Below are 24,364 nucleotides of genomic sequence, written 5' to 3' on the forward strand. Positions count from 1 at the left end.
TCGCCATCGGCGTACTGGCGACCGGGGTAAGTGCCTGGCCTGCGGGAACATCGTCTCGCACCATCAGGTTGGAGCAGATGTCGGCGTTAGGGGTCGGGAGACCGCACCAGGTCCCCGCTCCCGCGGAGGTGATCCGGACGGTGTCGGCAGTTGGAATGAGCGGTCCCCGCTTGCGGGACTAAGCTGCGGAAGGACAGCGAGGGGAGCGTCCCCTCATTGCCTGACCGCTCTGAGGAGCGATTAACGATGTTCGAGAGGTTCACCGACCGCGCGCGGCGGGTTGTCGTCCTGGCTCAGGAAGAAGCCCGGATGCTCAACCACAACTACATCGGCACCGAGCACATCCTCCTGGGCCTGATCCACGAGGGTGAGGGTGTCGCCGCAAAGGCCCTGGAGAGCCTCGGCATTTCGCTTGAGGCGGTCCGTCAGCAGGTGGAGGAGATCATCGGCCAGGGCCAGCAGGCCCCGTCCGGGCACATCCCCTTCACCCCCCGTGCCAAGAAGGTCCTGGAGCTGTCGCTCCGCGAGGCCCTTCAGCTGGGCCACAACTACATCGGCACGGAGCACATCCTGCTCGGCCTGATCCGCGAGGGCGAGGGCGTCGCCGCCCAGGTCCTCGTCAAGCTGGGCGCAGACCTCAACCGGGTCCGGCAGCAGGTCATCCAGTTGCTCTCCGGCTACCAGCAGAGCAAGGAGACCGCCACCGCCGGCGGCCCCGCCGAGGGCACGCCCTCGACCTCGCTCGTCCTCGACCAGTTCGGCCGGAACCTCACCCAGGCCGCTCGTGAGTCCAAGCTCGACCCGGTCATCGGGCGCGAGAAGGAGATCGAGCGGGTCATGCAGGTGCTGTCCCGCCGCACCAAGAACAACCCGGTCCTCATCGGTGAGCCCGGCGTCGGCAAGACCGCCGTCGTCGAGGGCCTCGCCCAGGCCATCGTCAAGGGCGAGGTGCCCGAGACCCTCAAGGACAAGCACCTCTACACCCTGGACCTCGGCGCCCTGGTCGCGGGCTCCCGCTACCGCGGTGACTTCGAGGAGCGCCTGAAGAAGGTCCTCAAGGAGATCCGCACCCGCGGCGACATCATCCTGTTCATCGACGAGCTGCACACGCTCGTCGGCGCGGGTGCCGCCGAGGGCGCGATCGACGCCGCCTCGATCCTCAAGCCGATGCTGGCGCGCGGTGAGCTCCAGACCATCGGCGCCACCACGCTCGACGAGTACCGCAAGCACCTGGAGAAGGACGCCGCGCTGGAGCGTCGCTTCCAGCCCATCCAGGTCGCCGAGCCCTCGCTGCCGCACACCATCGAGATCCTCAAGGGTCTGCGCGACCGGTACGAGGCCCACCACCGCGTCTCCATCACGGACGAGGCGCTGGTCCAGGCCGCGACCCTGGCCGACCGGTACATCTCGGACCGCTTCCTCCCGGACAAGGCGATCGACCTGATCGACGAGGCCGGCTCCCGGATGCGCATCCGCCGGATGACCGCGCCGCCGGACCTGCGCGAGTTCGACGAGAAGATCGCGGGCGTGCGCCGCGACAAGGAGTCCGCGATCGACTCGCAGGACTTCGAGAAGGCCGCCTCCCTGCGCGACAAGGAGAAGCAGCTCCTCGCCGCGAAGGCCAAGCGGGAGAAGGAGTGGAAGGCCGGCGACATGGACGTCGTCGCCGAGGTCGACGGCGAGCTGATCGCCGAGGTCCTCGCGACCGCCACCGGCATCCCGGTCTTCAAGCTCACCGAGGAGGAGTCGTCCCGCCTGCTGCGCATGGAGGACGAGCTCCACAAGCGGGTCATCGGCCAGAAGGACGCCGTCAAGGCGCTCTCCAAGGCGATCCGCCGTACCCGCGCCGGTCTGAAGGACCCGAAGCGTCCCGGTGGTTCGTTCATCTTCGCCGGTCCGTCCGGTGTCGGTAAGACCGAGCTGTCCAAGGCGCTCGCCGAGTTCCTCTTCGGTGACGAGGACGCGCTGATCTCCCTCGACATGTCGGAGTTCAGCGAGAAGCACACGGTCTCGCGGCTCTTCGGCTCGCCCCCCGGCTACGTCGGGTACGAGGAGGGCGGCCAGCTCACCGAGAAGGTGCGCCGCAAGCCGTTCTCCGTCGTCCTCTTCGACGAGGTCGAGAAGGCACACCCGGACATCTTCAACTCGCTGCTCCAGATCCTGGAGGACGGTCGCCTGACCGACTCCCAGGGCCGGGTCGTGGACTTCAAGAACACGGTCATCATCATGACGACCAACCTCGGCACCCGGGACATCTCCAAGGGCTTCAACCTGGGCTTCGCCGCCACGGGCGACACCAAGTCCAACTACGAGCGCATGAAGAACAAGGTCTCGGACGAGCTGAAGCAGCACTTCCGTCCCGAGTTCCTCAACCGTGTCGACGACGTGGTCGTCTTCCCGCAGCTCACGCAGGACGACATCCTCCAGATCGTCGACCTCATGGTCGGCAAGGTGGACGAGCGCCTCAAGGACCGCGACATGGGCATCGAGCTGTCCCAGGCGTCCAAGGAGCTGCTGTCCAAGAAGGGCTACGACCCCGTCCTGGGCGCCCGGCCGCTGCGCCGGACCATCCAGCGGGAGATCGAGGACACGCTCTCGGAGAAGATCCTCTTCGGCGAGCTGCGCCCCGGTCACATCGTGGTCGTCGACGTCGAGGGCGAGGGTGAGACCGCGACCTTCACCTTCCGCGGCGAGGAGAAGTCGGCGCTGCCCGACGTCCCGCCGATCGAGCAGGCGGCCGGCGGTGGCGGGCCGAACCTGAGCAAGGAGGCGTAAGCCTCAGCCTCCGGCGGATCAGCCGTACGGAAGGGGGCCGGTGCTTTCGGGCACCGGCCCCCTTCCGGCTGTCCGAGGGTGTTTTCGGGGGTGCGACCGGGCCGGGGCTCGCGTGGTGAGCGCCGGCCCGGCCCTGTCGTCCGTGGCCCGTCGTACCTGGCCGTCGTACGGGCCCGTGGCGGTGCTACGAGAGCTGGCCGTCGTAGTCCGGCAGCTTGAATGTCTTCTCGGCGTGGCCACCCGAGAGGTCCGTGGCGCTGTTGCCGATGTTCGCGATGATCGTGTAGCCCTTGTTCTCGATGTCGGCGCGCTGGGCGGTCTTGTACGCGGCGACGTCCTTGAAGAGGTCGAGGAAGCCGCGGACGTACAGGCCGGAGACCTGGTAGCCGACGTGCTTGAGGTTGTAGTCGGTGACCGCCTTGATGATGCCGGGCCGGGCGGTGACGAAGAACAGGGAGACGCCGTGCTCCTGCGCGTACTTCGCGACGTCCAGGACGGGCTTGTTGGCCGGCTGCGGGTAGCTGAAGCCGAAGTCGGTCTCCAGCGTGGTGTTGTCGATGTCGAGGACGATCGCCTGCTTCTCGCCGGACCCGGCGGCGGCGATACGGTTCTTCAGGTACGGCAGGGCCTGGTCCATCACGGCCTGGCAGTCGACCTGCCAGGTCGCGTAGTCGACGTCCGCTGCTGCGGCGGCGACGGCGGAGGTGCTGGTGGCCGTAGCGGCCTGGGCGCCGGCCGGGACGGCGAGGGCCGTCACCGCGGTCGCCGCGACGACCGTCAGGCCGATGCGGCGCGTCCAGGTGCCTCTGGTCATGTGTGGGGTCCTCTCGCGTCCTTGCGCTGCCTTGTCGTGGGCATGATGGTGGGTGGGAGTGGCTTGAGGGGAACCAGCGGGTTACTGGACGGTAGATGGTGCTGAGAGGCGCGTCACAGACCCGTGCGCGCATCGTGACCAGGGTCACAACTCGCCCTGGCCCGGGGTTCCTTGGGGTGGGAGGCCGGTGATGTGCCGCATAGGGCGCGCGTCACGTACTAGGCGGAATAGTGGTGCGGCGGGCTTGGGGGTTCTGTCCGGATCAGGGCTTTTTGTGGTGACGTACTAGCTTCTGTCGTAGGTCACCCGTTTGGGGGTCCGAGGGGGCGCGGGTTACCAAGGGAGGGTCCACCCGGCCGGGTCCGTACGGCGGGTGGCTTTTCTGTCCCCGACCTCACGAGGTACTCGATGTCCCCGCGCGCTCTCCTCCGCTCCCTCCGCACGTCCCCGCTCCGCACCCGCGTGGCCGTCGGCGCCACCGCAGTCGGCGCCGCGGCCGTGCTGGGGAGTGCGGGGACGGCGTCCGCCGCGTCCGCGACCTGGGTCGACCCGGTGAAGTCGTACACCCTCTCCGCGAGCTACGCGCAGTCCGGCAGCCTGTGGTCCGCCAAGCACAGCGGGCAGGACTTCGCGGTGCCGACCGGCACGGCCGTCGTCGCCGCGCACGGCGGTACGGTCGTCAAGGCGGGGCCCGGCGGCGCCGGGGACGGGTCCGCGTACGGCAACGCGATCGTGATCAGGCACTCCAGCGGGGTGTACTCGCAGTACGCGCACCTGTCGCGGGTCGACGTGAAGGTGGGGCAGACCGTCTCCACCGGCCAGCGGATCGGACTGTCCGGCAGCACCGGGAACTCGACCGGGCCGCACCTGCACTTCGAGATCCGTACGACGGCGAACTACGGCTCGGCGGTGGACCCGGTGGCGTTCCTGCGTACGAAGGGTGTGACGGTCTGAGGCGTTGACCTCGGACGGGCGTTGATCTGAGGGGGCGGAGCTGATCCGGGGCGCGATTTCAGCGCCCCGCGCCCGCCCTCAGCGCTTCGCGTTCTCGTGTGCCTGGGTCACCAGGTCCACCGCGACCTCCAGCACCGCCGCGCGCTTCTCCTCCGGCTCGCCCTCGAAGTCCTGGAGCAGGAACATCCCGGCGTGCAGTGTGAAGATCGCGCTGACGCAGCGGACCTGTTCGGTCAGGGGTGCGTCGGGGTCGGTGATGATGTCGCGCAGACCCCGCATGCGGTCCTTGAAGGAGTCGCCGATCTGGAGCTCGCGGACCGTCGCCTGGTTCTCCTGCATGAAGCGGAACAGAGGGGCGGCGTCGGCGAGGTGGCGGCTGTAGCGCCGGACGATCTCCCGCTTGGTCTCCAGGGTGTGCGGCTGCTGCGCGCCCCATTCGATCAGCTCCTGGATCGGCTTCGTCAGATCGTCGAAGATGCTGACGAGGATCTCTTCCTTCGTCTTGAAGTGGTAGTACAGGGCCGCTTTGGTGACGTCGAGGCGCTCGGCGATCTCGCGGAGCGACGTCTTCTCGTACCCCTGCTCGGCGAAGAGTTCGAGCGCGATGTCCTGGATGCGCTGGCGCGTGTTGCCGCGCCGCTGCTGCTTGGTGCCGTCCATGGTGGCGCCCATTGTCCAACTCCTCGCGCTTGCGTGAGAACCCGGGTGGTCACCCTGGCCGGATGGTTGCCTTGGGAGAAAACTTACTTGACGACCGGCTAGTTACGGGTCTACCTTCCCCAGTGTATCGAACTAGCCGGGCGGCAAGTAAGTGGCCAGCCGGGGGGAGTGGGAACCAATGGCGGACACACAGAGCGTCAAACCGGTGACCGGGGACGCAGTACAACGGGCGGCGGGGTCGGCCGCCGCAGCCTCGGTGCCGGCGGCACCACAGGACAAGCAGCCGAGAAGCGTACGGGTCGTCCTGCTCGCGCTCATGATCACGATGATGCTCGCGATGCTGGACAACATGATCGTGGGTACGGCGATGCCGACGATCGTCGGCGACCTGGGCGGCCTCGAACACCTCTCGTGGGTGGTCACCGCGTACACCCTCGCGACCGCGGCCTCCACCCCGATCTGGGGCAAGCTCGGTGACATGTACGGCCGCAAGGCCACCTTCATGACCTCCATCGTCATCTTCCTGATCGGCTCCGCGCTCAGCGGCATGGCGCAGGACATGGGCCAGCTGATCGCCTTCCGGGCCGTTCAGGGTCTCGGCGCCGGCGGTCTGATGGTCGGCGTGATGGCGATCATCGGCGACCTCGTGCCGCCCCGCGAGCGCGGCAAGTACCAGGGCATGATGGCCGGCGTCATGGCGCTCGCCATGATCGGCGGGCCCCTCGTCGGCGGCACGATCACCGACCACTGGGGCTGGCGCTGGGCCTTCTACATCAACCTGCCGCTCGGCGTCGTCGCGCTGGGCCTCATCAGCGTCGTGCTCCACCTGCCGCGCAAGCGGTCGCAGGCACGGATCGACTACCTCGGCGCCGCGCTGCTGACCGTCGGCATCACATCCACCGTGCTGGTCACGACCTGGGGCGGTACGGAGTACGCGTGGACGTCCGCGCGGATCATGGAGCTGATCGCGATCGGCGTCGCCTCGCTCGTCGGGTTCGTGTTCTGGCAGAAGAAGGCGGCCGAGCCGATCCTGCCGCTGCACATCTTCCGCAGCCTGAACTTCACGCTGATGTCCGTCATCGGGTTCGTCACCGGGTTCGTGATGTTCGGCGCGACGCTCTTCCTGCCGCTGTACCAGCAGTCCGTGCAGGGCGCGTCCGCGACCAACTCCGGACTGCTGCTCCTGCCGATGCTCGGCGCGATGCTCGTCACCTCCATGGTCGCCGGGCGGATCACCACCAGCACCGGGCGCTACAAGGTCTTCCCCGTCGCGGGCAGCGTGCTGATGATCGTCGGGCTGTACCTGCTGTCGACCATGGACACCGGGACCTCGCGGCTCATGTCCGGGGTCTTCATGGCCGTCGTCGGGCTCGGCATGGGGTGCCTCATGCAGATCACGATGCTGGTCGCGCAGAACAGCGTCGAGATGAAGGACATGGGCGTCGCGTCGTCCTCCGCGACTCTGTTCCGGACGCTGGGTTCGTCGTTCGGCGTCGCCATCATGGGCGCGCTGTTCAACAACCGGGTCCAGGACGTCATGGCCGAGCGCGCGGGTGCGCTGGGGTCCAAGGTCACCGAGTCGTCCGCCCAGCTGGATGCGGCGAGCCTCGCGAAGCTGCCGGCCGCTGCTCGGGAGGCGTACCAGTACGCCGTCTCCTCCGGCAGCCACTCCGCCTTCCTTCTCGGCGCCGTGATCGCCGTGATCGCGCTGGTCGCGGCGGTCTTCGTGAAGGAGGTTCCGCTGCGGGGGGCCGGGGGGCCGGCATCGGAGGACGGGCCGGTGAAGCCTGCGGCTCCGGTGGTGGAGCCGGTGTGACGCGGGGTGGTCTGACGCGGGTCGGCGTGGGGCGGGTCGCTCTGTGAAGCCGTTCGCGGTGTGACGCGGTTCTGAACGAGGGCCTTCCGGTTGGTGTCCGCCGCCGGGGGGCCTTTCGCGTTGGTGGGGCTGGGGCTGGGGCTGGGGCTGGGGCTGGGGTCGGGGGGTGCGGGTGGCAGGTGTTCTGTGCGGCGCCCGTGATCACGTCCGACGCGCCCTGGGTGTATCGCCCCGTGCCCTGACGCCGGCGCCCGGTGGTGTCACGGCAGCATCGGGTAGCTGCCCGTGTTCGTCGGGGCGTGTTCCGGGAGCCAGAGGACGGCTACCGCGCCCTCGGCGGGGATGTGGTCGGGAGCGGCCGGGGGGCGGACGTTGCGGAAGGTGAGGCGGGCGCCCAGGACGCGGGACTGGCCCGCGGCGATCGTGAGGCCGAGGCCGTGGCCCTGGACGGAGCGGTCGGTGCTGCCGGTGCGGAAGCGGCTCGGACCGTCGGCGAGGAGCGCCTCGGGGAAGCCGGGGCCGTGGTCGCGGACGCGGATGACCCGGCCCTCGACGGTGACCTCGATGGGCGGCTTGCCGTGCCGCGCGGCGTTCGTCAGGAGGTTGAGCAGGACGCGCTCCAGGCGCCGGGGGTCGGTCGTGACCTCCGACTCGTGCACCACTCTGACCCGCACCGCGGGGTCCTTCGCGGCCACCCGCCGGGTGACGAACTCGCCCAGCATGATGTCCTGAAGCTCGGCCCGCTCGGAGGCGCCGTCGAGGCGGGCCACCTCCAGCACGTCCTCGACCAGTGTCCGCATCGCCTTCGCACGGTCCAGGACCAGCTCCGTGGGCCGCCCGGGCGGCAGGAGCTCGGCGGCCGTCAGCAGCCCCGTCACCGGCGTCCGCAGCTCGTGCGCGATGTCCGCGGTCACCCGGCGCTCGGCCTCCAGCCGCTGCTGGAGCGCGTCCGCCATGGCGTCCACCGCGCTCGCGAGGTCGTCGGTCTCGTCCCGGACGACTCCGCCGATCGCGTCCCGCACCCGGACCTCCGACTCGCCCTTGGCCACCTGGTTCGCGGCGGCGGCGGCCTTGCGCAGCCGCCGCGACAACTGGCCGCCGATCAGCACACCGAGCGCGCTGCCGCCGAGGACGACCGCTATCGAGCCGATGATCAGGGCCTGGTCGAGGTCGTTGAGGATGTCGGTGCTGCGGTCGGTGAACCCCGTGTGCAGGGAGAGCACCTTGCCGTCCTTCACCGGCACGGCCGCCCAGATGTCCGGCCCCCCGCCCCTGCGGTCGGAGACGAACGTCGCCCGGCGCCCTTCCAGCACCTTGCCTTGCAGCTCCGGCGGCAGGTCCCGGTCGTTGATCTTGACGCCGGGGAAGTTCGGGCGGCCCGACACCTCGTAGTTGCGCTGGGCGATCTGGACCCGCTCGTCGGCCAGGTCGCGCGCGTTGTCCAGCATCGACACGCGCGCCGCGTTGTGCACGACCAGGCTCAGCACGATCGCGATCAACGCGCCCACCAGGGCGATCGCCGCGCTCAGTTTCCACCGAAGGCCCGTACGGATGTCCGCGCGCTCCCAGAGCGCCGACACCTGCTTCCGGATCATCCCCGCACCCCCGCCCCGCTCAGGCCTTCAGCTTGTAGCCGAAGCCGCGGACCGTCTCGATGCGGTCCTGGCCGATCTTGGTCCGCAGCCGCTGGACGTGGACGTCCACGACTCTGGTGTCCCCGCCCCAGCCGTAGTCCCAGACGCGCTCCAGGAGCTTGTCGCGCGACAGGACCGTCCCTGGCGCGGAGGAGAACTCCAGGAGCAGGCGCATCTCCGTCGGCGTGAGCGCGACGGGGACGCCCGCCTTTCTGACCTCCATGCCCTCCGTGTCGATCTCCAGGTCGCCGAAGGTCAGCACGCCCCCGGCGGCCGGGGCGTCGGACTCGGCGCGGTCGCCTCCACCCGCGTGGCCGAAGCGGCGCAGGACGGCGCGGATGCGGGCGACCAGGACGGCGCCGTCGAAGGGTTTGGTCACGTAGTCGTCCGCGCCGGCCTCCAGGCCGAGGACGACGTCGATGGAGTCGGCGCGCGCGGAGAGCATGATCACCGGCACGGTCGACTCGTCGCGGATGCGCCGGCACAGGCTCACGCCGTCCAGGCCGGGCACCATCACGTCCAGCAGGGCGATGTCGGGGCGGTCGGCCCGGAACGCGTCGAGGCCCGACAGGCCGTCGGGCATGGCGGTGACCGCGAAGCCGTCCCGCTCCAGGGCGAGCTGGGTGGCCTCGCGGATGACGTCGTCGTCCTCGACGAACAGCACGTGTGTCTGGTCTGCCATCCGGGTGCTCTCACAGTCCTCGTGGGGGTCTCTTGTCGGTACGTACCGTGCTCGGCGCGGGGCCTCCCACCAAGGGGACGCTCCGCCGGCCCGGTCCGTTCACCGGCGCTTTCACTCGTACATCGTTCCGAGCACCCCGATCGGTTCTCACCACCGGAGATTTTTTCGCCGACTTTGATTTCCGCAGGTCAGCGACGCGCCGTCAAGACGCCGAAAGTCCGGGAAGCATGGCCGGTCGGCGGTTGCGCCCTGGCCGATCGGCCATCGGGCGGCCCCGCCGACGGGCCCGGTGGCACCGCCTCAACCCCCACCCGGGGCAGGCGTGGCCTCCGTCCCCGTGTTCCCGTACTCCGTGTGCGTGCTGTATTTCTTCGCGAACTCGCTCGCGTTCCACGCGTACGTGATCACGGTCTCCCCGGACGGGTTGGAGACCGGGTCGTCCTTGGCGTACACCTGCTTCGTCACGACGAGGTAGCCGCGGTCTATCTCGGCGTAGACGGGCGGCTCCTCGGCCTTGAAGACGTTCTGGTAGCGGCCGTCCTTCTCGTGGTAGACGTACGAGCCGACCCCGACCGCGTCCGTGCAGGTGAGGACGTTGACCACGATGTCGGTCGCGGCGCCGCCGGTCAGGTTGCCGTACTCCACGTCGACCGGGTACTGGTCGGCGACGCACGGCTTCAGCTCGCGCTTGACCTCGGTGGAGACCGCGGGGTCGTCCTTGACGAGGCTGACCGCGTCGATGTCCTTCGGGTCGGAGTAGCCGCCCGGCGTGGGCGTCGCCCCGACGACCGCCTCGGCGTGGGCCGGGCCCTCGTCGCGCGCGCCGGTGCCACCGGTCCCGCAGGCGGAGGCGCACAGGGCGAGGACGGCGAGCACGGACACGCCCGTGATCGCCGCCTGGAAGGTCCCGTGGACCGCAGGTGGTTCCGGCTCGGTCAGGCCGCCGCGCAACGCTCCCGCTCCTCACGCTCCAGCGCGCGTGCGTCCAGATCGCGCGCCTCCAGCTCCTCACGGAGCCGGGCGAGCGCCCGGTGCAGCGTGCTTTTGACCGTCCCGGCCGACATCCCGAGGGCGGCGGCCGTCTCTTCGGTGGACATCTGCTCCCAGTGTCGCAGGACCACGACACTGCGCTGCTTCGGTGCCAGCACCTTCATCGCGTCCATCAACAGGGCGCGGTCCGCGTGCTGTTTGGTGGCGTCCTCGACCGAGGCGTCCGGGAGCTGCTCGGTGGGCACCTCCTCCAGCTTGCGCGCCCGCCACCATTCCGTGCGGGTGTTGATCATGACCCGGCGCAGGTAGGCGTCCGCGAGGCGCTTGTCCGCGATGCCCTCCCAGCGGCCGTACGTGCGCGCCAGCGCCGTCTGGAGGAGGTCCTGGGCGTCCACGGGGTCCGGGACCAGGCGGCGGGCGCTGCGCAACAGCGCGTCCTGCCGCGTGCGGACGTACTCCTCGAAACCGAGCACCTCGCTGTGCGCCATGTCCAACCGCCTCCGATCCCCGTTCCGGCCGACTTACGTGCCGGTTTCCCGCTTGTGGTCTGTGGCCCCCGCGTCTCGCCGGGGCATGGAAAAGAAGCTACGGAGCTGTTGTCACGGCACTGTGCGGAGCAGCCTGCGGCGAGCGCTCGGCTGTCCGTCGGTTGTGTAACGGACGGCGGATCGGATACAAGAAGCAGGGGTTTTGATGCGCCTATGTGGTGATTTGGGATGGATGTGGGTGTGACACAGCCGGAGGATCCGCTGTGACGCGGGGCCTCCGGCTGTGAGGTGACCGTGAATCAGATCGAGGGGTTCAGGTGCGCGGCAGGCGGTACAGGCCGCCCGCGAGCGGCTCCACCAGGCCGTCCGAGACGAGGCCGTCGAGCGCCCGCGCGCGCTGCACCGGTTCGTGCCACACCCGGTCGAGCGCGGACTGCGGCACGGGCGCGTGCGCCTCGCGCAGGACGGCGAGCAGCTTGCCGCGCACCTGACGGTCCGTCCCGGCGTACGTCTGCCCCTTGCGCGGCGGGCCCTCGTGCTCCGGCTTGCCCGCGAGGCGCCAGGCGCAGCTCGCGGCGATCGGGCAGCGGTGGCAGGTCTCGTTGCGCGCGGTGCACACCAGGGCGCCCAGTTCCATGGAGGCGGCGGCCCAGCGCGCGGCCGTCGGCTCGTCGTCCGGCAGCATCGCGCGCGCGAGCTTGCGCTCGGCGGCCGTCGTCGCGTTCGGCGGGTACTGCACGCCGGTCACCGCGCGCGCGAAGACGCGGCGGACGTTGGTGTCCAGGACGGCGTGCCGGCGGCCGTACGCGAAGGAGGCGACCGCCGCGGCCGTGTACTCGCCGATGCCGGGCAGCGCGAGGAGCTGTGCGTGGTCGGAGGGGACGTCGCCGCCGTGCCGTTCCGTTATGGCCACGGCGGCGCCGTGCAGACGCAGGGCGCGGCGCGGGTAGCCGAGCCGGCCCCAGGCGCGTACGGCCTCGCCGGGGGCCTCGGTGGCCAGGTCGGCGGGGCGCGGCCAGCGGGCCAGCCACTGCTCGTAGACGGGCAGGACGCGGCTGACGGGCGTCTGCTGGAGCATGAACTCGCTGACCATCACGCCCCACGCGCCCGCCTCGGGGCGCCGCCAGGGCAGGTCGCGGGCGTGCTCGTCGAACCAGTCGATGACCGGGGCGTGCAGGTGGGCTCCGGTGCTCTCGACCGGCTGTTCCTCACGCGCGCGGGCTCTGGGGGGCAGGCTGTCGGCGGTGTCGGAAGGGGCGGTGTGCGGGGGCTTCGTGGGCGCAGTCATGGCTCTTCGATCCTGCCATGGGAAGGGGTGCACGCGTGCGTGCCGTCACCCGGGGGAGGGGGCGCACGCGTACGCGCGCGGGGCGTCGCCCTCCGTGCCATGGCCAAAGGTGCAAGGGGTGCGATTGTGAACGAGTAGGGCGCCAGGGGGCGTTGCGGCGGGCGTGACCGGGATGATGATCCGGAAAAGTTGTGGTTCAGGCGGCGGGTGGGGACGGCGAACGCCGCGATCTCTCGTACAGTTTGCGCCGTGGGATCTCTGCGCAATCCGGTCGGGCCGCTTCCCTCCACCATCTACTGGCGACGGAGGGCCGTACTGCTGTCCGTGCTGGCCCTGTTGACGCTTCTGGTCGCCTGGATCGTCCTGTCGGGCGGCGGCGGCAAGAAGAACGGCGCCGAGGGGTCCAACGGCAAGAATCCCGCCTCCTCGATCACCCCGGGGCCATCCGCCTCGGGCCCGGCGATCAGCCAACACCCGGGCGGACGCGACGAGTCGACGCCCGGCGACGCCAACGGGTCGGCCTCCGGCGGGGGTTCGGACGGCGGCGGCTCCGGATCGGACACCGGCTCCGGCGACGGGGGCACCGCCGCCTCCGGCGGCTCGGGCGACGACGGCTCCAACGGCAGCGGCAGCGGCAGTGCCGGCACCGCCCTCCCGGCGGGCACCACGCTCCCCAACTGCACGGCCAGCGTGGTCACCTGGACCCTCAGCAGCGTCAGCAACACCTACTCGCCCGACCAGACGCCGACGTTCCGCCTCACCGCGCGCAACAGCTCCGGCAGCGACTGCAAGGTCGACCTCGGCCCGAAGAACACCGTCCTGACGATCACTCAGACCGGCAGCGACGACACGTACTGGGCCTCCGGCGACTGCCCCAAGGCCACCGGCAGCGCCCTGTACCGCGTTCCCGCCGGCGCCACCTTCACGTACACCCTGAAGTGGGACCGCAAGCCGAGCGCCCCCGAGTGCGCCACCCCGTCCGCCGGCCTCGCGAGCGCCGGCACCTACCTCGTCGAGGCGAAGGCCCCGGGATTCGCGAAGGCACAGACGTCGTTCGTCCTGGAGGCGGACTGACGGCTCGTCGCCACCGCGCGCGAGGATCGTCGTACGACCGTCCAGGGGTCGTTTTCCGGGGCGCTCGCCCCTTATCGCCGGTGAGGGGCTCCGCGAGCCCCTCACGCGCCGTCAGACGTAGCGCTCCAGGATCGACGACTCCGCCAGCCGGGACAGCCCCTCGCGGACGCTGCGCGCGCGGGCCTCGCCCACGCCGTCGACGGCCTGGAGGTCGTCCACACTCGCCGCCAGCAGCTTCTGGAGGCCGCCGAAGTGCTCCACCAGCCGGTCGATGATCGCGCCCGGCAGCCGGGGCACCTTCGCCAGCAGCCGGAAACCGCGCGGGGAGACCGCAGAGTCGAGCGCCTCCGGGGAGGCCGTGTAGCCCAGCGCGCGGGCGACGGTGGACATTTCGAGCAGCTCCGCGTGGGTCAGCGCGTCCAGCTCGGACAGCGCCTCGTCGACCGTACGGGAACGTTTCGCGGTCGGCTCCGGGACGTAGTCCCGCACCACCAGCTCGCGCTCCGGCTCCACGCCCGCGATCAGCTCGTCGAGCTGGAGGGCCAGCAGGCGGCCGTCCGTGCCCAGTTCGACGACGTACTCGGCGATCTCCGTCGCGATCCGGCGGACCATCTCCAGGCGCTGGGCTACCGCCGACACGTCCCGGACCGTCACCAGGTCCTCGATCTCCAGCGCCGACAGTGTCCCCGCGACCTCGTCCAGGCGCAGCTTGTAGCGCTCCAGGGTCGCCAGCGCCTGGTTCGCGCGCGACAGGATCGCCGCCGAGTCCTCCAGGACCCGCCGCTGGCCGTCCACGTACAGGGCGATCAGGCGCATCGACTGGGAGACCGACACGACCGGGAAACCCACCTGCTTGGAGACGCGGTCGGCGGTGCGGTGCCGGGTGCCCGTCTCCTCGGTGGGGATCGTCGGGTCCGGGACCAGCTGCACGCCCGCGCGCAGGATCTTCGACAGGTCCGAGGAGACGACGATCCCGCCGTCCAGCTTGCACAGCTCGCGCAGCCGGGTCGCCGAGAACTCGACGTCCAGCACGAACCCGCCGGTGCACATCGCCTCGACCGTCCTGTCGGAGCCCAGCACGATCAGGCCGCCCGTATTGCCGCGCAGGATGCGCTCCAGGCCGTCCCGCAGGGCCGTGCCGGGAGCGACCGCGCTCAGCGAGGCGCGCATCAGGCCATCGGAACCGGCGTTCCCACCGGACTTTCCGGGAGCCGCCGCCCGGTCATTGGCTGCCACTGCACTCCTCCGGTCACAGGATCTGGGTGCTCCCGCCTGCGCACATGGTTCGTACGGACGGGCGAGACCAGGGCAAAGTCTACCGGCGGTCCTCCTCGCTCTGGGGGGCCTGTCGGCGACGCGAGCGCGGGAGCACGCGCAGGGCGTCCCCTATGTCGGCGACTTCCAGGACCTTCATCCCGGCCGGGACCTTCCCCGGGTCGCCCGGCACCAGCGCGTGCGTGAAGCCCAGGCGGTGCGCCTCCGAGAGCCTGCGCTGCACGCCGGTCACCCGGCGCACCTCGCCCGCCAGGCCCACCTCGCCGATCGCCACCAGGTTCTTCGGCAGCGGGGTGTCGCTCGCGGCCGACGCCAGCGCGAGGGCGATCGCCAGGTCCGCGGCCGGCTCCGACAGGCGTACGCCGCCCACCGTCGCCGAGTAGATGTCCCGCTTGCCCAGCGCGCTGATCCGGCCGCGCTGCTCCAGGACCGCCAGCATCATCGACACCCGCGACGTCTCCAGGCCCGATGTCGTCCGGCGCGGGGTGGGGATCTGCGTGTCCACGGTCAGCGCCTGCACCTCCGCGACCAGCGGGCGGCGGCCCTCCAGCGTGACCGTCAGGCACGTGCCCGGCACCGGCTCGGCGCGGCGGGTCAGGAACAGGCCGCTGGGGTCCGCGAGGCCGGTGATCCCCTCGTCGTGCAGTTCGAAGCAGCCGACCTCGTCCGTCGCGCCGTAGCGGTTCTTGACGCCCCGCACCAGGCGCAGGCGCGCGTGCCGGTCGCCCTCGAAGGACAGGACCACGTCCACCAGGTGCTCCAGCAGGCGCGGGCCCGCGATCGCGCCGTCCTTCGTGACATGGCCCACCAGGAGCGTCGACATGCCGCGCTCCTTCGAGGCGCGGATCAGGGCGCTGGCCACCTCGCGCACCTGCGCCATGCCGCCCGGGGCGCCGTCGATCTCCGGGGAGGCGATCGTCTGGACCGAGTCCAGGATCAGCAGCGACGGCTTCACCGCGTCCAGATGGCCCAGGACCGCCGCCAGGTCCGTCTCCGCCGCCAGGTACAGGTCGTCGGCCAGCGCGCCGATGCGGTCCGCGCGCAGGCGCACCTGGCTCGCCGACTCCTCGCCCGTCACGTACAGCGTGCGGTGCTCGTCGCTCGCCGCCTTCGCCGCGACGTCCAGCAGCAGCGTCGACTTGCCCACGCCCGGCTCGCCCGCGAGGAGCACCACCGCGCCGGGGACCAGACCGCCGCCCAGCACCCGGTCCAGTTCCGGCACGCCCGTCGTCCGCGCCGTCGCCTGCCTGCCGTCCACCTGGCCGATCGGCAGCGCGGAGGACGTCACCCGGCCCGGCGCCGTCGTGCGCACCGCCGGCGCGCCGTACTCCTCGACCGTCCCCCACGCCTGGCACTCCGGGCACCGGCCGAGCCACTTGGCCGTCTGCCAGCCGCATTCAGTGCAGCGGTAGGAGGGACGGTCCTTGGTGGTCTTCGTACGGGCAGCCATGGGAGGAACGGTAACCTCCGGCACCGACAGCGCGGCCGGCCTGTGGACAACCGAGGGCGCGAACCGATCGCGTCACCCCGGGAAACGGCCACGGGAGAGCGCCCGCTGTCCCCTATTGAGGGATCGTTTCACCCGTATGGATTAAAAGGGCTCAAGGTTCGGGATCGGGGCGTCGCGAGGCGCCTACGGTCGCACGGGTGATGAGCACGAGTCCGGAGACCTCGCCCCGTACGACCGGCGCGCACCGGGAGCGACGGGAGGCGCGTGACCGTGAGGCGGCGCGCACGCTGGCCGAGCGCCCGCCCGCGCGCTACGAGCCGTATCTCGACGGCCTGTTCACGTACTGCCTGGCCGTCCTGTGCGACCACGACGCGGCCGTCGCCACCCTCGGGGACGCGCTGGCCTTCGCCGAGCGGCGCGGGCACCGGATGCCGGACGAGGGCGGCGAGCTGCGGGCCTGGCTGTACGCGCTCGCGCGCTGGTCGTGCCTGCGGCGGCTGACGCAGGCCAAGCAGAAACGTCATGCCTCCGGGGAGCGGACCGAGGCGCCCGCGCCCGACGACGCCGACCACGCCGACGACGCCGTCCGGGAGCAGCGGCGCCGCGAACTCGCCCTGCTCGCCTGGCCGGAGGCCGCCGGCACCAGCCCGGAGCAGCGCGAGGCGCTCGAACTCGCCGTACGGCACCGGCTCAGCGCGCCCGAGGTCGCCGCCGTCCTCGGCAAGGAGCCCGCCGCCACGCGCGAGCTGCTCTCCTCCGCCGCCTGCGAGGTCGAGCGCACGCGCGCGGCGCTCGCCGTCGTCGAGACCGGCGGCTGCCCCGGCGTCGCCCGCCTCGCCGACGGCCACCACCTGGTGCTCAGCGCGGCCCTGCGGCGCGAACTCGTCCGGCACGTCGACGACTGCCCGCGCTGTCGGCGGGCCGCCGAGCGCGCCGTCCCCGGGCGCTGGCCCGGCGCGGCGGTGACGCCCGCCGAACTGCCCGTCCTGGAGGCGCCCCGCGCGGCGCTGTACGTCGCGATGACGCACGTCCCGCGCGCGCGAGGCGCCGCCGCGCCCCGGTACGACCGGCGCGGGTTCCCCATGGACCCCAAGGACCGTGCCGCCCGGCGCGACCGGCTGCGCGCGCGTGCGGTGACGACGACCGTCGTGGCCACCGTCGTCGCCGCGCCGGTGCTCGCCCTGTGGGCCGCCTATCGCGGCGAGCCCCTCGGAGAGGGCGCCGAAGGCAGCGTCCCGCGCGCGAGCGAGGCACAGCGGCCCGGCGCGCTCGGGGGTGAGGCGGGGGGCGACTACCAGAGCGCGGGCAACACGGGCGCGCGGTCCGGCGCGGATCGTGCGGACGGGGGGCGGCCCGACGTGTCCGTCGAGGTCATCAGCGTCGCGGGGGCGGGCGCGAAGGGGGCCGCGCGGCTCACCGTCACCGCCGCCGGGAGCGGCGACACGACCCTCGTCACGCTGACCGCCGCGCGCGACGGGGGGCCGGTGCGGTGGTCCGCCACGACCGGTTCCGCGTGGCTGTACCTCAGCAAGTCCTCCGGGACCCTCGACCCCGGTGAGTCGATCACCGTCAAGATCTACGTCGACCCCCTCCGCGAGCCCTCCGGCGCCTGGCACGCGCGCGTGGCGATCGCTCCGGCGGGCGCGATCGTCTCGATCACCGGGTACGGCCCCGTCCCGAGCACCCCCGGCACGCCGCCCCCGTCGTCCGGCCCGTCCCCGACACCGACCGCCTCACCGTCCCCCTCGGCCACTCCGAGCACGCCGCCGACGAACTCTCCCGAACCGTCCCCGAGCGAGTCGTCCGCCGACCCCGGGAGCCCGTCACCGTCGGAGGGCGGCGGGGAGCCGACGCCGGCGGCTTCGTAGGGGTCGGCAGGGGCTCACCCGCCCGCCGGCCTCCCCGCGCGTACGCGCGATGCCCCCGACGCCCGCCCCCGCGCGCGTGTCCGCCCCCCTGCGCCCGGTTTGACGTAAATGTGGGCCGGGCTCGGGTGTGGGGTGCTGTGGTGCGGGAATTCGCAAGGAGGCGTATGCGCGCGGGGGAGAGGGGGACCGGTGGGCGAGTGGTCAGGAGGTCGGGTCCGCGGGGTGGGGGGCCACCAGGGGGAGCTGGGAGGCCAGGCGGGCCTCGCAGAGTTCGACGAGACGGTCGTAGCCGGCCTTGCCCATCAGTTCCGTCAGTTCGGGGCGGTACGTGACGTAGACGGGGTCTCCCGCGCCGTGCGCGGACGTCGCGGAGGTGCACCACCAGTGGAGGTCGTGGCCGCCGGGACCCCAGCCGCGGCGGTCGTACTCGCCGATGGAGACCTGGAGGATCCGCGTGTCGTCGGGACGGTCGATCCAGTCGTACGTCCGGCGCACGGGCAGCTGCCAGCAGACGTCCGGCTTGGTCTCCAGGGGCTCACGGCCCTCCTGGAGCGCCAGGATGTGCAGCGAGCACCCAGCGCCGCCCGCGAAGCCGGGACGGTTCTGGAAGATGCAGGAGCCGTTGTAGGGGCGCGTCTGGCGGGAGCCCTCGTCGTCCTTGGAGACCCAGCCGCCGCTCTGCCCCTCGGCGTGGTGCTGCCAGATCTCGGGAGTGAGCCGCGCCACATACCCGGCGACGCGCTTCTCGTCCTCGGCGTCGGAGAAGTGGGCGCCCAGTGTGCAGCAGCCGTCGTCCGCGCGGCCCGCCTGGATGCCCTGGCAGCCGCTGCCGAAGACGCAGGTCCAGCGGGAGGTCAGCCAGGTCAGGTCGCAGCGGAAGACCTGCTCGTCGTCCGCGGGATCCGGGAACTCGACCCACGCGCGCGCGAAGTCGAGCCCCTTCTCGTCGCTCTCCAGAGCCTGCTTCTTCGATGACTTCGCCGGCGAAGAACTCCCCGACGACGCGCCCGCCTTGTCGCCCTTGGGTGACTTCTCCGGCTTTTCCCGGTTCTCGCTCTTCGCCTTTTTCGTCTTTGGCACGGGACCAGGGTAAGTCGCCGCGGCCGTCTCACGGCACAGACGGAGGGACGGAGGACGGAGCCACTGGCAGTAGCGTTCTTTACATGAGACTCGGTGTCCTCGACGTGGGATCGAACACGGTGCATCTGCTGGTGGTGGACGCACACCCGGGCGCGCGCCCGCTGCCCGCGCACTCGCACAAGGCGGAGCTGCGCCTCGCCCAACTCCTCGACGCGGACGGGGCGATCGGCCCCGACGGCGTCGACAGGCTCGTCGGCGTCGTCCAGGACGCGCTCCAGGCCGCCGAGGACAAGGGCGTCGAGGACCTCCTGCCGTTCGCCACGTCCGCCGTGCGCGAGGCCAGCAACGCGGACGACGTCCTCGCGCGCGTGCACGAGGAGACCGGCGTCGAACTCCAGGTCCTGACCGGCGCGGAGGAGGCCCGGCTGACCTTCCTCGCGGCCCGCCGCTGGTTCGGCTGGTCCGCCGGCAAGCTGCTCGTCCTCGACATCGGCGGCGGCTCTCTGGAGATCGCCTACGGCATCGACGAGGAGCCCGACGCGGCCGTCTCCCTCCCGCTCGGCGCGGGCCGCCTCACCGCCGGCTGGCTGCCGGGCGACCCGCCGGGAGCGGAGCACATAAGGGCCCTACGGCGCCATGCGCGCGCGCAGATCGCCCGTACGGTCGGTGAGTTCAGCCGCTTCGGCGCCCCCGACCACGTCGTCGCGACGTCCAAGACGTTCAAGCAGCTCGCCCGCATCGCCGGCGCCGCGCGCTCCACCGACGGCCTCTACGCCCAGCGCGAGCTCAAGCGCGAGTCCCTCGAAGCGTGGGTGCCCCGGCTCGCCGGCATGACCGTCGCCCAGCGCGCCGAACTCCCCGGCGTCTCCGAGGGCCGTGCCGGCCAGCTCCTCGCCGGCGCTCTCGTCGCGGAGGGCGTCATGGACCTCTTCGGCGTCGAGACCCTGGAGATCTGCCCCTGGGCGCTGCGCGAAGGGGTCATCCTGCGGCGGCTGGACCACATGCCGGCGGTGTGAGGGGGCGTACGGAGAGGGTTGCGGCCCCTGGCGCGGGGGAAGTCGGCCGGGGCCGGTCTGCTGTCTCTCGCGTGCGCGGGTGCCCTGCCTCGGGGACGAGCCGCAGGACGGTGCGGGGCTGCTGTCTCCCGCGTGCTCGGGTGCCCTCCTGAAGCCGCGCTGGGGGTAGTTCAGCGACGGTGCTGTCTCCCGTGTGCGCGGGCGCCCTGGTACGAGGTACTGCCTGCCCTCGCGGGAACTGTGACCCCGGCGCGCGTGGACGTGTGGGGTCGGCGGGGTCGCCCTCTTCGGCTGTGCTTCCGGTGCGCGTACGCGTGGCGCGAGGCGCGTGCAGTGGGGGTGAGGCGCGGAGGGCTGGCGCGTGGCGCGTGAAGTGCGCCACCCTGCCCTGTCCGGCTCGGTCACCCCGGGTTGGTGTTCCGCGCGTGTGCCGGTTCGGGCGTCCGGTGCCTCTGGCCCTGTTCGGACGCCGTCCGGGCGTCGGGAGCGGCCTGCGCGTGCGCGTGCGCGGGCCGCGGGGCCTCGCCGGGGGACCCCGGGCACCCGGCTCCGGCGCCCTGCACGGCCCCGTACGCTGTCCCTCGTGGCAGAACCAGTGGTGCGCATCCCGGATGCGAAGGTCGCTCTGTCCACGGCCTCGGTGTATCCGGAGTCGACGGCGACGGCCTTCGAGATCGCCGCGCGCCTCGGGTACGACGGGGTCGAGGTGATGGTGTGGAACGACCCCGTGAGCCAGGACATCGAGGCGCTCAGGCGGCTCAGTGACTACCACCGGATGCCGATCCTCGCCGTCCACGCGCCCTGTCTGCTGATCACGCAGCGGGTCTGGTCGACCGACCCCTGGACCAAGCTCCAGCGCGCACGCGCGGCGGCCGAGAAGCTCGGGGCGGACACGGTCGTCGTGCACCCGCCGTTCCGCTGGCAGCGCCAGTACGCGCGGGACTTCGTCCAGGGGATCTGGCGGATGGCCGACGAGACGGACGTCCGGTTCGCCGTCGAGAACATGTACCCCTGGCGCTACCGGGACCGCGAGATGCTCGCGTACGCGCCCGACTGGGACGTCACCAAGGACGACTACCGGCACTTCACGATCGACCTCAGCCACGCGGCGACGTCCCGTACCGAGGCGATGGACATGGTCGACCGGATGGGCGACCGCCTCGGGCACGTCCACCTCGCCGACGGCCTCGGCTCCAACAAGGACGAGCACCTGGTCCCGGGCCGCGGCACCCAGCCCTGCGCGGAACTCCTGGAGCGCCTGGCCCTCACGGGCTTCGACGGCCACGTCGTCATCGAGGTCAACACGCGCCGCGCGATGTCCGCCGCGGAACGCGAGGCCGATCTGGCGGAGGCCCTCGCCTTCACCCGCCTCCACCTCGCCTCGGCGCTGAAGGTCCCCCGCAGATGACCGACGGCACACCCGCCCCACCGCCCCCGAAGCGGCCGACGGAACCGGCCGGGCGGGGAGAACGGGCCGCGGGGGAGGACCGGGCCGAGCGCTCTGCTCCGGACCCGGACGTCGCGGGGACCGGCCGGAGCGCCCGAGCGAAGCGAGGCGAGCCGGCCCCGGACCAGGCGGATCGAGCGGCGCGTCCCGTCCGGACGGCCCCCACGGACAGCGACGCCCCGCCTGCCCGGACGTCGGCCGGTATCCCGGGCAACGACCCCGCCAAGGCCCCCCAGGCCGCCCCAGGCGCCCCGTCAGCCCCCGAGGCACCCCCCGGCACCCCGGCGTCTTCTCAAGCCGCTCAGGCCGCCTCAGGCGCCCCGCGGGCCTTCGAGGCGTCCGCCACCACCCCCGCAGCTTCCCAAAGCACCCCTGAGCCCCCCTCGCCCCCCCGCCGCCGAGGCCGCCCCCGCCGTACCGAAGCCGCGAGTGGTGAGACGCGGGAGAAGATCCTCGCCGTCGCCCGGGAGGAGTTCTCCGAGCGCGGGTACGAGAGGACGTCCGTACGCGGCATCGCCAAGGCCGCCGGCGTCGACTCCGCCCTCGTGCACCACTACTTCGGCACCAAGGAGCAGATGTTCGCGGCGGCGGTCGAGGACGCCGTCGCGCCCGTGCTGAACGCGCCGGACCTCCTCGTCGACGGCCCGCTCGAAGAGACCGGCGAGCGGTTCGCGCGGTTCGTGTTCGGCGTCTGGGAGAACCCGACGACCCGTACGCCGCTGCTCGCGATCCTGCGTTCCGCGGTCACCAACGAGACCGCAGCCGCCGTCTTCCGCCGTCTGATCGCCTCCCAGCTCCTGCGCCGCGTCGCCGCGCGCGTGGACCTCCCCGACGCGGAACTCCGCGCGGAACTCGCCGCCGCGCAGCTCGTCGGCTGCGCGATGCTCCGGTACGTCATCAAGGTCGAGCCGCTCGCCTCGGCGGACGTGGAACAGCTCATCGCGCGCGTGGCACCCGTCGTACAGGGCCACCTGACCGCGCCGTGAAGCGCACCTGACAACCCCGCTCCACGCCCGACGGCCCCCGCCCCCTCCGAGATACACATCCCGCATTCCGGACACCCCGTCCCGCCCTCTGGATGACCGGCGTACGCTCGACGACAGCCCTATCTGTCTGAAGGAGCGAGCGACGATGCCCGAGCTGAGGTCCCGCACAGTCACCCACGGCCGCAACATGGCAGGCGCACGCGCGCTGATGCGGGCGTCCGGTGTACCCGGCGCGGACATCGGCCGGAAGCCGATCATCGCCGTGGCGAACAGCTTCACGGAGTTCGTGCCGGGGCACACGCACCTCCAGCCGGTCGGCCGGATCGTCAGCGAGGCGATCGTCGCGGCCGGCGGCATCCCGCGCGAGTTCAACACGATCGCCGTGGACGACGGCATCGCCATGGGCCACGGCGGGATGCTCTACAGCCTGCCCTCGCGCGACCTGATCGCGGACAGCGTCGAGTACATGGTCGAGGCGCACTGCGCGGACGCGCTGGTGTGCATCTCCAACTGCGACAAGATCACCCCGGGCATGCTGAACGCGGCCCTCAGGCTGAACATCCCGACGGTGTTCGTCTCCGGCGGCCCGATGGAGTCCGGCCGCGCGACCCTGGTCGACGGCTCGGTCCGCACGCTCGACCTGGTCGACGCGATCTCGGACGCGGTGAACGACAAGATCTCCGACGAGGACATCGCCCGCATCGAGGAGAACGCCTGTCCCACCTGCGGCTCGTGTTCCGGCATGTTCACCGCCAACTCGATGAACTGCCTGACCGAGGCGATCGGCCTCTCCCTGCCGGGCAACGGCTCCGTGCTGGCCACGCACACCGCGCGCAAGCAGCTGTACGTGGACGCCGCGCGGACGGTCATGGACATCACCCGCAGGTACTACGAGCAGGACGACACGACGGTACTGCCCCGTTCCGTCGCCTCCCTCGCGGCGTTCGAGAACGCGATGGCGCTCGACATCGCCATGGGCGGCTCGACGAACACGATCCTGCACCTGCTGGCCGCCGCCCAGGAGGCGGAGGTCCCCTTCGGCCTGGAGCAGATCGACGCGGTCTCCCGGCGCGTGCCGTGCCTCGCGAAGGTGGCCCCCAACGTCGCCAAGAACCGCACGTACTACATGGAGGACGTGCACCGCGCGGGAGGCATCCCCGCGCTGATGGGCGAGCTGCACCGCGCGGGCCTGCTGAACGAGGACGTGTACTCCGTCCACAGCCCCTCCCTGGCCGACTGGCTGAAGACCTGGGACGTCCGGGGCGGCTCGCCCTCCCCCGAGGCCGTCGAGCTGTGGCACGCCGCGCCCGGGTGCGTGCGCTCCGCCGAGGCGTTCTCCCAGTCGGAGCGCTGGGACACGCTCGACGAGGACGCCGAGGGCGGCTGCATCCGCTCCGCCGAGCACGCGTACTCCAAGGACGGCGGCCTGGCCGTCCTGAAGGGCAACCTGGCCGTCGACGGGGCCGTGGTGAAGACCGCGGGCGTCGACGAGTCCATCTGGACCTTCGAGGGCCCCGCGGTCGTCTGCGAGTCGCAGGAGGAGGCCGTCCAGAAGATCCTCCTGAAGGAGATCAAGGAGGGCGACGTCGTCGTCATCCGCTACGAGGGCCCCAAGGGCGGCCCCGGCATGCAGGAGATGCTCTACCCGACCTCGTACCTCAAGGGCCGCGGCCTCGGCAAGGCGTGCGCCCTGGTGACGGACGGCCGCTTCTCCGGCGGCACCTCGGGCCTGTCGATCGGCCACGCCTCCCCCGAGGCGGCCGGCGGCGGCACGATCGCCCTCGTCGAGGACGGCGACCGCATCCGCATCGACATCCCGGGCCGCTCGATCGAACTCCTGGTGGACGACGCCGAACTGGCCCGCCGCGAGGCCGCCCTGAACGGCGTCTACGCCCCCAAGAACCGCGAACGCAAGGTCTCCGCCGCCCTGCGCGCGTACGCGGCGATGGCCACCAGCGCCGACAAGGGCGCCGTCCGCGACGTGTCCAAGCTGGGCTGACCGCTTTCGGTACGACGGACCGGGGCCCCCTTCGCGCAGAAGCAGAAGGGGGCCCCGGTCCGTCGTCA

Annotated in this window: 19 protein-coding genes; 9 read left to right on the plus strand and 10 right to left on the minus strand. The window is 71.7% G+C overall.

The genetic code is table 11. From position 1 onward, the window contains the following. Window positions 1-246: 246 nt before the first annotated feature. Complete coding sequence (locus ACQCO7_RS24440; RefSeq protein WP_464073831.1) at window positions 247-2,775, plus strand: ATP-dependent Clp protease ATP-binding subunit; 2,529 nt, start codon at window positions 247-249, stop codon at window positions 2,773-2,775. A 184-nt stretch (window positions 2,776-2,959) separates the two neighbouring features. Here the strand turns inward: ACQCO7_RS24440 and ACQCO7_RS24445 are convergent, their stop codons facing one another. Continuing rightward, window positions 2,960-3,589 carry an HAD family acid phosphatase gene (locus ACQCO7_RS24445; protein ID WP_464073832.1) on the minus strand — a complete coding sequence of 210 codons (630 nt, stop codon included), beginning with the start codon at window positions 3,587-3,589 and terminating at the stop codon, window positions 2,960-2,962. 408 nt (window positions 3,590-3,997) lie between these two features. Here ACQCO7_RS24445 and ACQCO7_RS24450 point away from each other — a divergent pair, with 408 nt between their 5' ends. Beyond that, window positions 3,998-4,543, plus strand: a complete 546-nt coding sequence (locus ACQCO7_RS24450; RefSeq protein WP_464073833.1) for a M23 family metallopeptidase — start codon at window positions 3,998-4,000, stop codon at window positions 4,541-4,543. 78 nt (window positions 4,544-4,621) lie between these two features. Here the strand turns inward: ACQCO7_RS24450 and ACQCO7_RS24455 are convergent, their stop codons facing one another. Beyond that, window positions 4,622-5,215 carry a TetR/AcrR family transcriptional regulator gene (locus ACQCO7_RS24455; protein ID WP_464073834.1) on the minus strand — a complete coding sequence of 198 codons (594 nt, stop codon included), beginning with the start codon at window positions 5,213-5,215 and terminating at the stop codon, window positions 4,622-4,624. 166 nt (window positions 5,216-5,381) lie between these two features. On the opposite strand from ACQCO7_RS24455, the gene ACQCO7_RS24460 reads away from it, so the two are divergent. Then, window positions 5,382-7,019 (plus strand): MDR family MFS transporter, encoded by a 1,638-nt coding sequence (locus ACQCO7_RS24460; protein ID WP_464073835.1) that lies wholly within the window; start codon window positions 5,382-5,384, stop codon window positions 7,017-7,019. 260 nt (window positions 7,020-7,279) lie between these two features. Here the strand turns inward: ACQCO7_RS24460 and cseC are convergent, their stop codons facing one another. From cseC to ACQCO7_RS24485, 5 genes are all read right to left on the minus strand, one after another. Beyond that, entirely contained in the window at window positions 7,280-8,614 is a 1,335-nt protein-coding gene (cseC, locus tag ACQCO7_RS24465) for a two-component system sensor histidine kinase CseC (RefSeq protein WP_464073836.1), read from the minus strand. Between the two features lie 19 nt (window positions 8,615-8,633). Further along, window positions 8,634-9,335: a two-component system response regulator CseB gene (cseB, locus tag ACQCO7_RS24470; RefSeq protein ID WP_010351480.1), complete on the minus strand. Its 702-nt coding sequence runs from the start codon at window positions 9,333-9,335 to the stop codon at window positions 8,634-8,636. A 300-nt stretch (window positions 9,336-9,635) separates the two neighbouring features. Further along, a complete protein-coding gene (locus ACQCO7_RS24475) occupies window positions 9,636-10,286 on the minus strand; it encodes a hypothetical protein (protein ID WP_464073837.1) in 651 nt (216 codons plus the stop codon). Further along, entirely contained in the window at window positions 10,271-10,813 is a 543-nt protein-coding gene (locus tag ACQCO7_RS24480; protein WP_464073838.1) for a SigE family RNA polymerase sigma factor, read from the minus strand. Before ACQCO7_RS24480 ends, ACQCO7_RS24475 begins: the two co-directional genes overlap by 16 nt. A 313-nt stretch (window positions 10,814-11,126) precedes the next feature. Beyond that, window positions 11,127-12,101 carry an HhH-GPD family protein gene (locus tag ACQCO7_RS24485; RefSeq protein ID WP_464073839.1) on the minus strand — a complete coding sequence of 325 codons (975 nt, stop codon included), beginning with the start codon at window positions 12,099-12,101 and terminating at the stop codon, window positions 11,127-11,129. 249 nt (window positions 12,102-12,350) lie between these two features. Between ACQCO7_RS24485 and ACQCO7_RS24490 the strand changes: the two genes are divergently transcribed. Further along, on the plus strand, window positions 12,351-13,175 hold the full coding sequence (locus ACQCO7_RS24490) for a hypothetical protein (protein ID WP_464073840.1): 825 nt from the start codon (window positions 12,351-12,353) through the stop codon (window positions 13,173-13,175). Window positions 13,176-13,286: 111 nt separating this feature from the next. Here ACQCO7_RS24490 and disA read toward each other — a convergent pair whose 3' ends face one another. Together disA and radA are read right to left on the minus strand one after the other, a co-directional pair. Further along, complete coding sequence (disA, locus tag ACQCO7_RS24495) at window positions 13,287-14,411, minus strand: DNA integrity scanning diadenylate cyclase DisA (RefSeq protein WP_464073841.1); 1,125 nt, start codon at window positions 14,409-14,411, stop codon at window positions 13,287-13,289. A gap of 79 nt (window positions 14,412-14,490) precedes the next feature. After that, window positions 14,491-15,900, minus strand: coding sequence for a DNA repair protein RadA (gene radA, locus ACQCO7_RS24500; RefSeq protein WP_464073842.1), 1,410 nt, complete (start codon window positions 15,898-15,900; stop codon window positions 14,491-14,493). A gap of 200 nt (window positions 15,901-16,100) precedes the next feature. On the opposite strand from radA, the gene ACQCO7_RS24505 reads away from it, so the two are divergent. Beyond that, window positions 16,101-17,768 (plus strand): BACON domain-containing protein, encoded by a 1,668-nt coding sequence (locus ACQCO7_RS24505; RefSeq protein WP_464073843.1) that lies wholly within the window; start codon window positions 16,101-16,103, stop codon window positions 17,766-17,768. Between the two features lie 201 nt (window positions 17,769-17,969). Here ACQCO7_RS24505 and ACQCO7_RS24510 read toward each other — a convergent pair whose 3' ends face one another. Continuing rightward, on the minus strand, window positions 17,970-18,725 hold the full coding sequence (locus ACQCO7_RS24510; protein WP_464077284.1) for a DUF3109 family protein: 756 nt from the start codon (window positions 18,723-18,725) through the stop codon (window positions 17,970-17,972). Window positions 18,726-18,931: 206 nt separating this feature from the next. On the opposite strand from ACQCO7_RS24510, the gene ACQCO7_RS24515 reads away from it, so the two are divergent. The 4 genes from ACQCO7_RS24515 (at window position 18,932) to ilvD (ending at window position 24,296) form a co-directional block, all read left to right on the plus strand. Then, window positions 18,932-19,864, plus strand: coding sequence for a Ppx/GppA family phosphatase (locus tag ACQCO7_RS24515; protein WP_464073844.1), 933 nt, complete (start codon window positions 18,932-18,934; stop codon window positions 19,862-19,864). A 583-nt stretch (window positions 19,865-20,447) separates the two neighbouring features. Next, window positions 20,448-21,272, plus strand: coding sequence for a sugar phosphate isomerase/epimerase family protein (locus tag ACQCO7_RS24520; protein ID WP_464073845.1), 825 nt, complete (start codon window positions 20,448-20,450; stop codon window positions 21,270-21,272). Between the two features lie 242 nt (window positions 21,273-21,514). Further along, window positions 21,515-22,297 carry a TetR/AcrR family transcriptional regulator gene (locus ACQCO7_RS24525; protein WP_464077285.1) on the plus strand — a complete coding sequence of 261 codons (783 nt, stop codon included), beginning with the start codon at window positions 21,515-21,517 and terminating at the stop codon, window positions 22,295-22,297. 145 nt (window positions 22,298-22,442) lie between these two features. Further along, window positions 22,443-24,296 (plus strand): dihydroxy-acid dehydratase, encoded by a 1,854-nt coding sequence (gene ilvD, locus ACQCO7_RS24530; protein WP_010351495.1) that lies wholly within the window; start codon window positions 22,443-22,445, stop codon window positions 24,294-24,296. Window positions 24,297-24,364 lie beyond the last annotated feature (68 nt).

The sequence above is a fragment of the Streptomyces saintjeani genome (assembly GCF_055409605.1).

Excerpts from the sequence above, each read along its gene's own strand:
- ACQCO7_RS24445 (WP_464073832.1), bottom strand. The coding sequence starts at position 3,589 with ATGACCAGAGGCACCTGGACGCGCCGCATCGGCCTGACGGTCGTCGCG.
- ACQCO7_RS24485 (WP_464073839.1), bottom strand. The coding sequence starts at position 12,101 with ATGACTGCGCCCACGAAGCCCCCGCACACCGCCCCTTCCGACACCGCC.
- ACQCO7_RS24455 (WP_464073834.1), bottom strand. The coding sequence starts at position 5,215 with ATGGGCGCCACCATGGACGGCACCAAGCAGCAGCGGCGCGGCAACACG.
- ACQCO7_RS24505 (WP_464073843.1), top strand. The coding sequence starts at position 16,101 with ATGAGCACGAGTCCGGAGACCTCGCCCCGTACGACCGGCGCGCACCGG.
- ilvD (WP_010351495.1), top strand. The coding sequence starts at position 22,443 with ATGCCCGAGCTGAGGTCCCGCACAGTCACCCACGGCCGCAACATGGCA.
- radA (WP_464073842.1), bottom strand. The coding sequence starts at position 15,900 with ATGGCTGCCCGTACGAAGACCACCAAGGACCGTCCCTCCTACCGCTGC.
- ACQCO7_RS24515 (WP_464073844.1), top strand. The coding sequence starts at position 18,932 with ATGAGACTCGGTGTCCTCGACGTGGGATCGAACACGGTGCATCTGCTG.
- cseB (WP_010351480.1), bottom strand. The coding sequence starts at position 9,335 with ATGGCAGACCAGACACACGTGCTGTTCGTCGAGGACGACGACGTCATC.
- cseC (WP_464073836.1), bottom strand. The coding sequence starts at position 8,614 with ATGATCCGGAAGCAGGTGTCGGCGCTCTGGGAGCGCGCGGACATCCGT.
- ACQCO7_RS24450 (WP_464073833.1), top strand. The coding sequence starts at position 3,998 with ATGTCCCCGCGCGCTCTCCTCCGCTCCCTCCGCACGTCCCCGCTCCGC.
- ACQCO7_RS24460 (WP_464073835.1), top strand. The coding sequence starts at position 5,382 with ATGGCGGACACACAGAGCGTCAAACCGGTGACCGGGGACGCAGTACAA.
- ACQCO7_RS24440 (WP_464073831.1), top strand. The coding sequence starts at position 247 with ATGTTCGAGAGGTTCACCGACCGCGCGCGGCGGGTTGTCGTCCTGGCT.
- ACQCO7_RS24480 (WP_464073838.1), bottom strand. The coding sequence starts at position 10,813 with ATGGCGCACAGCGAGGTGCTCGGTTTCGAGGAGTACGTCCGCACGCGG.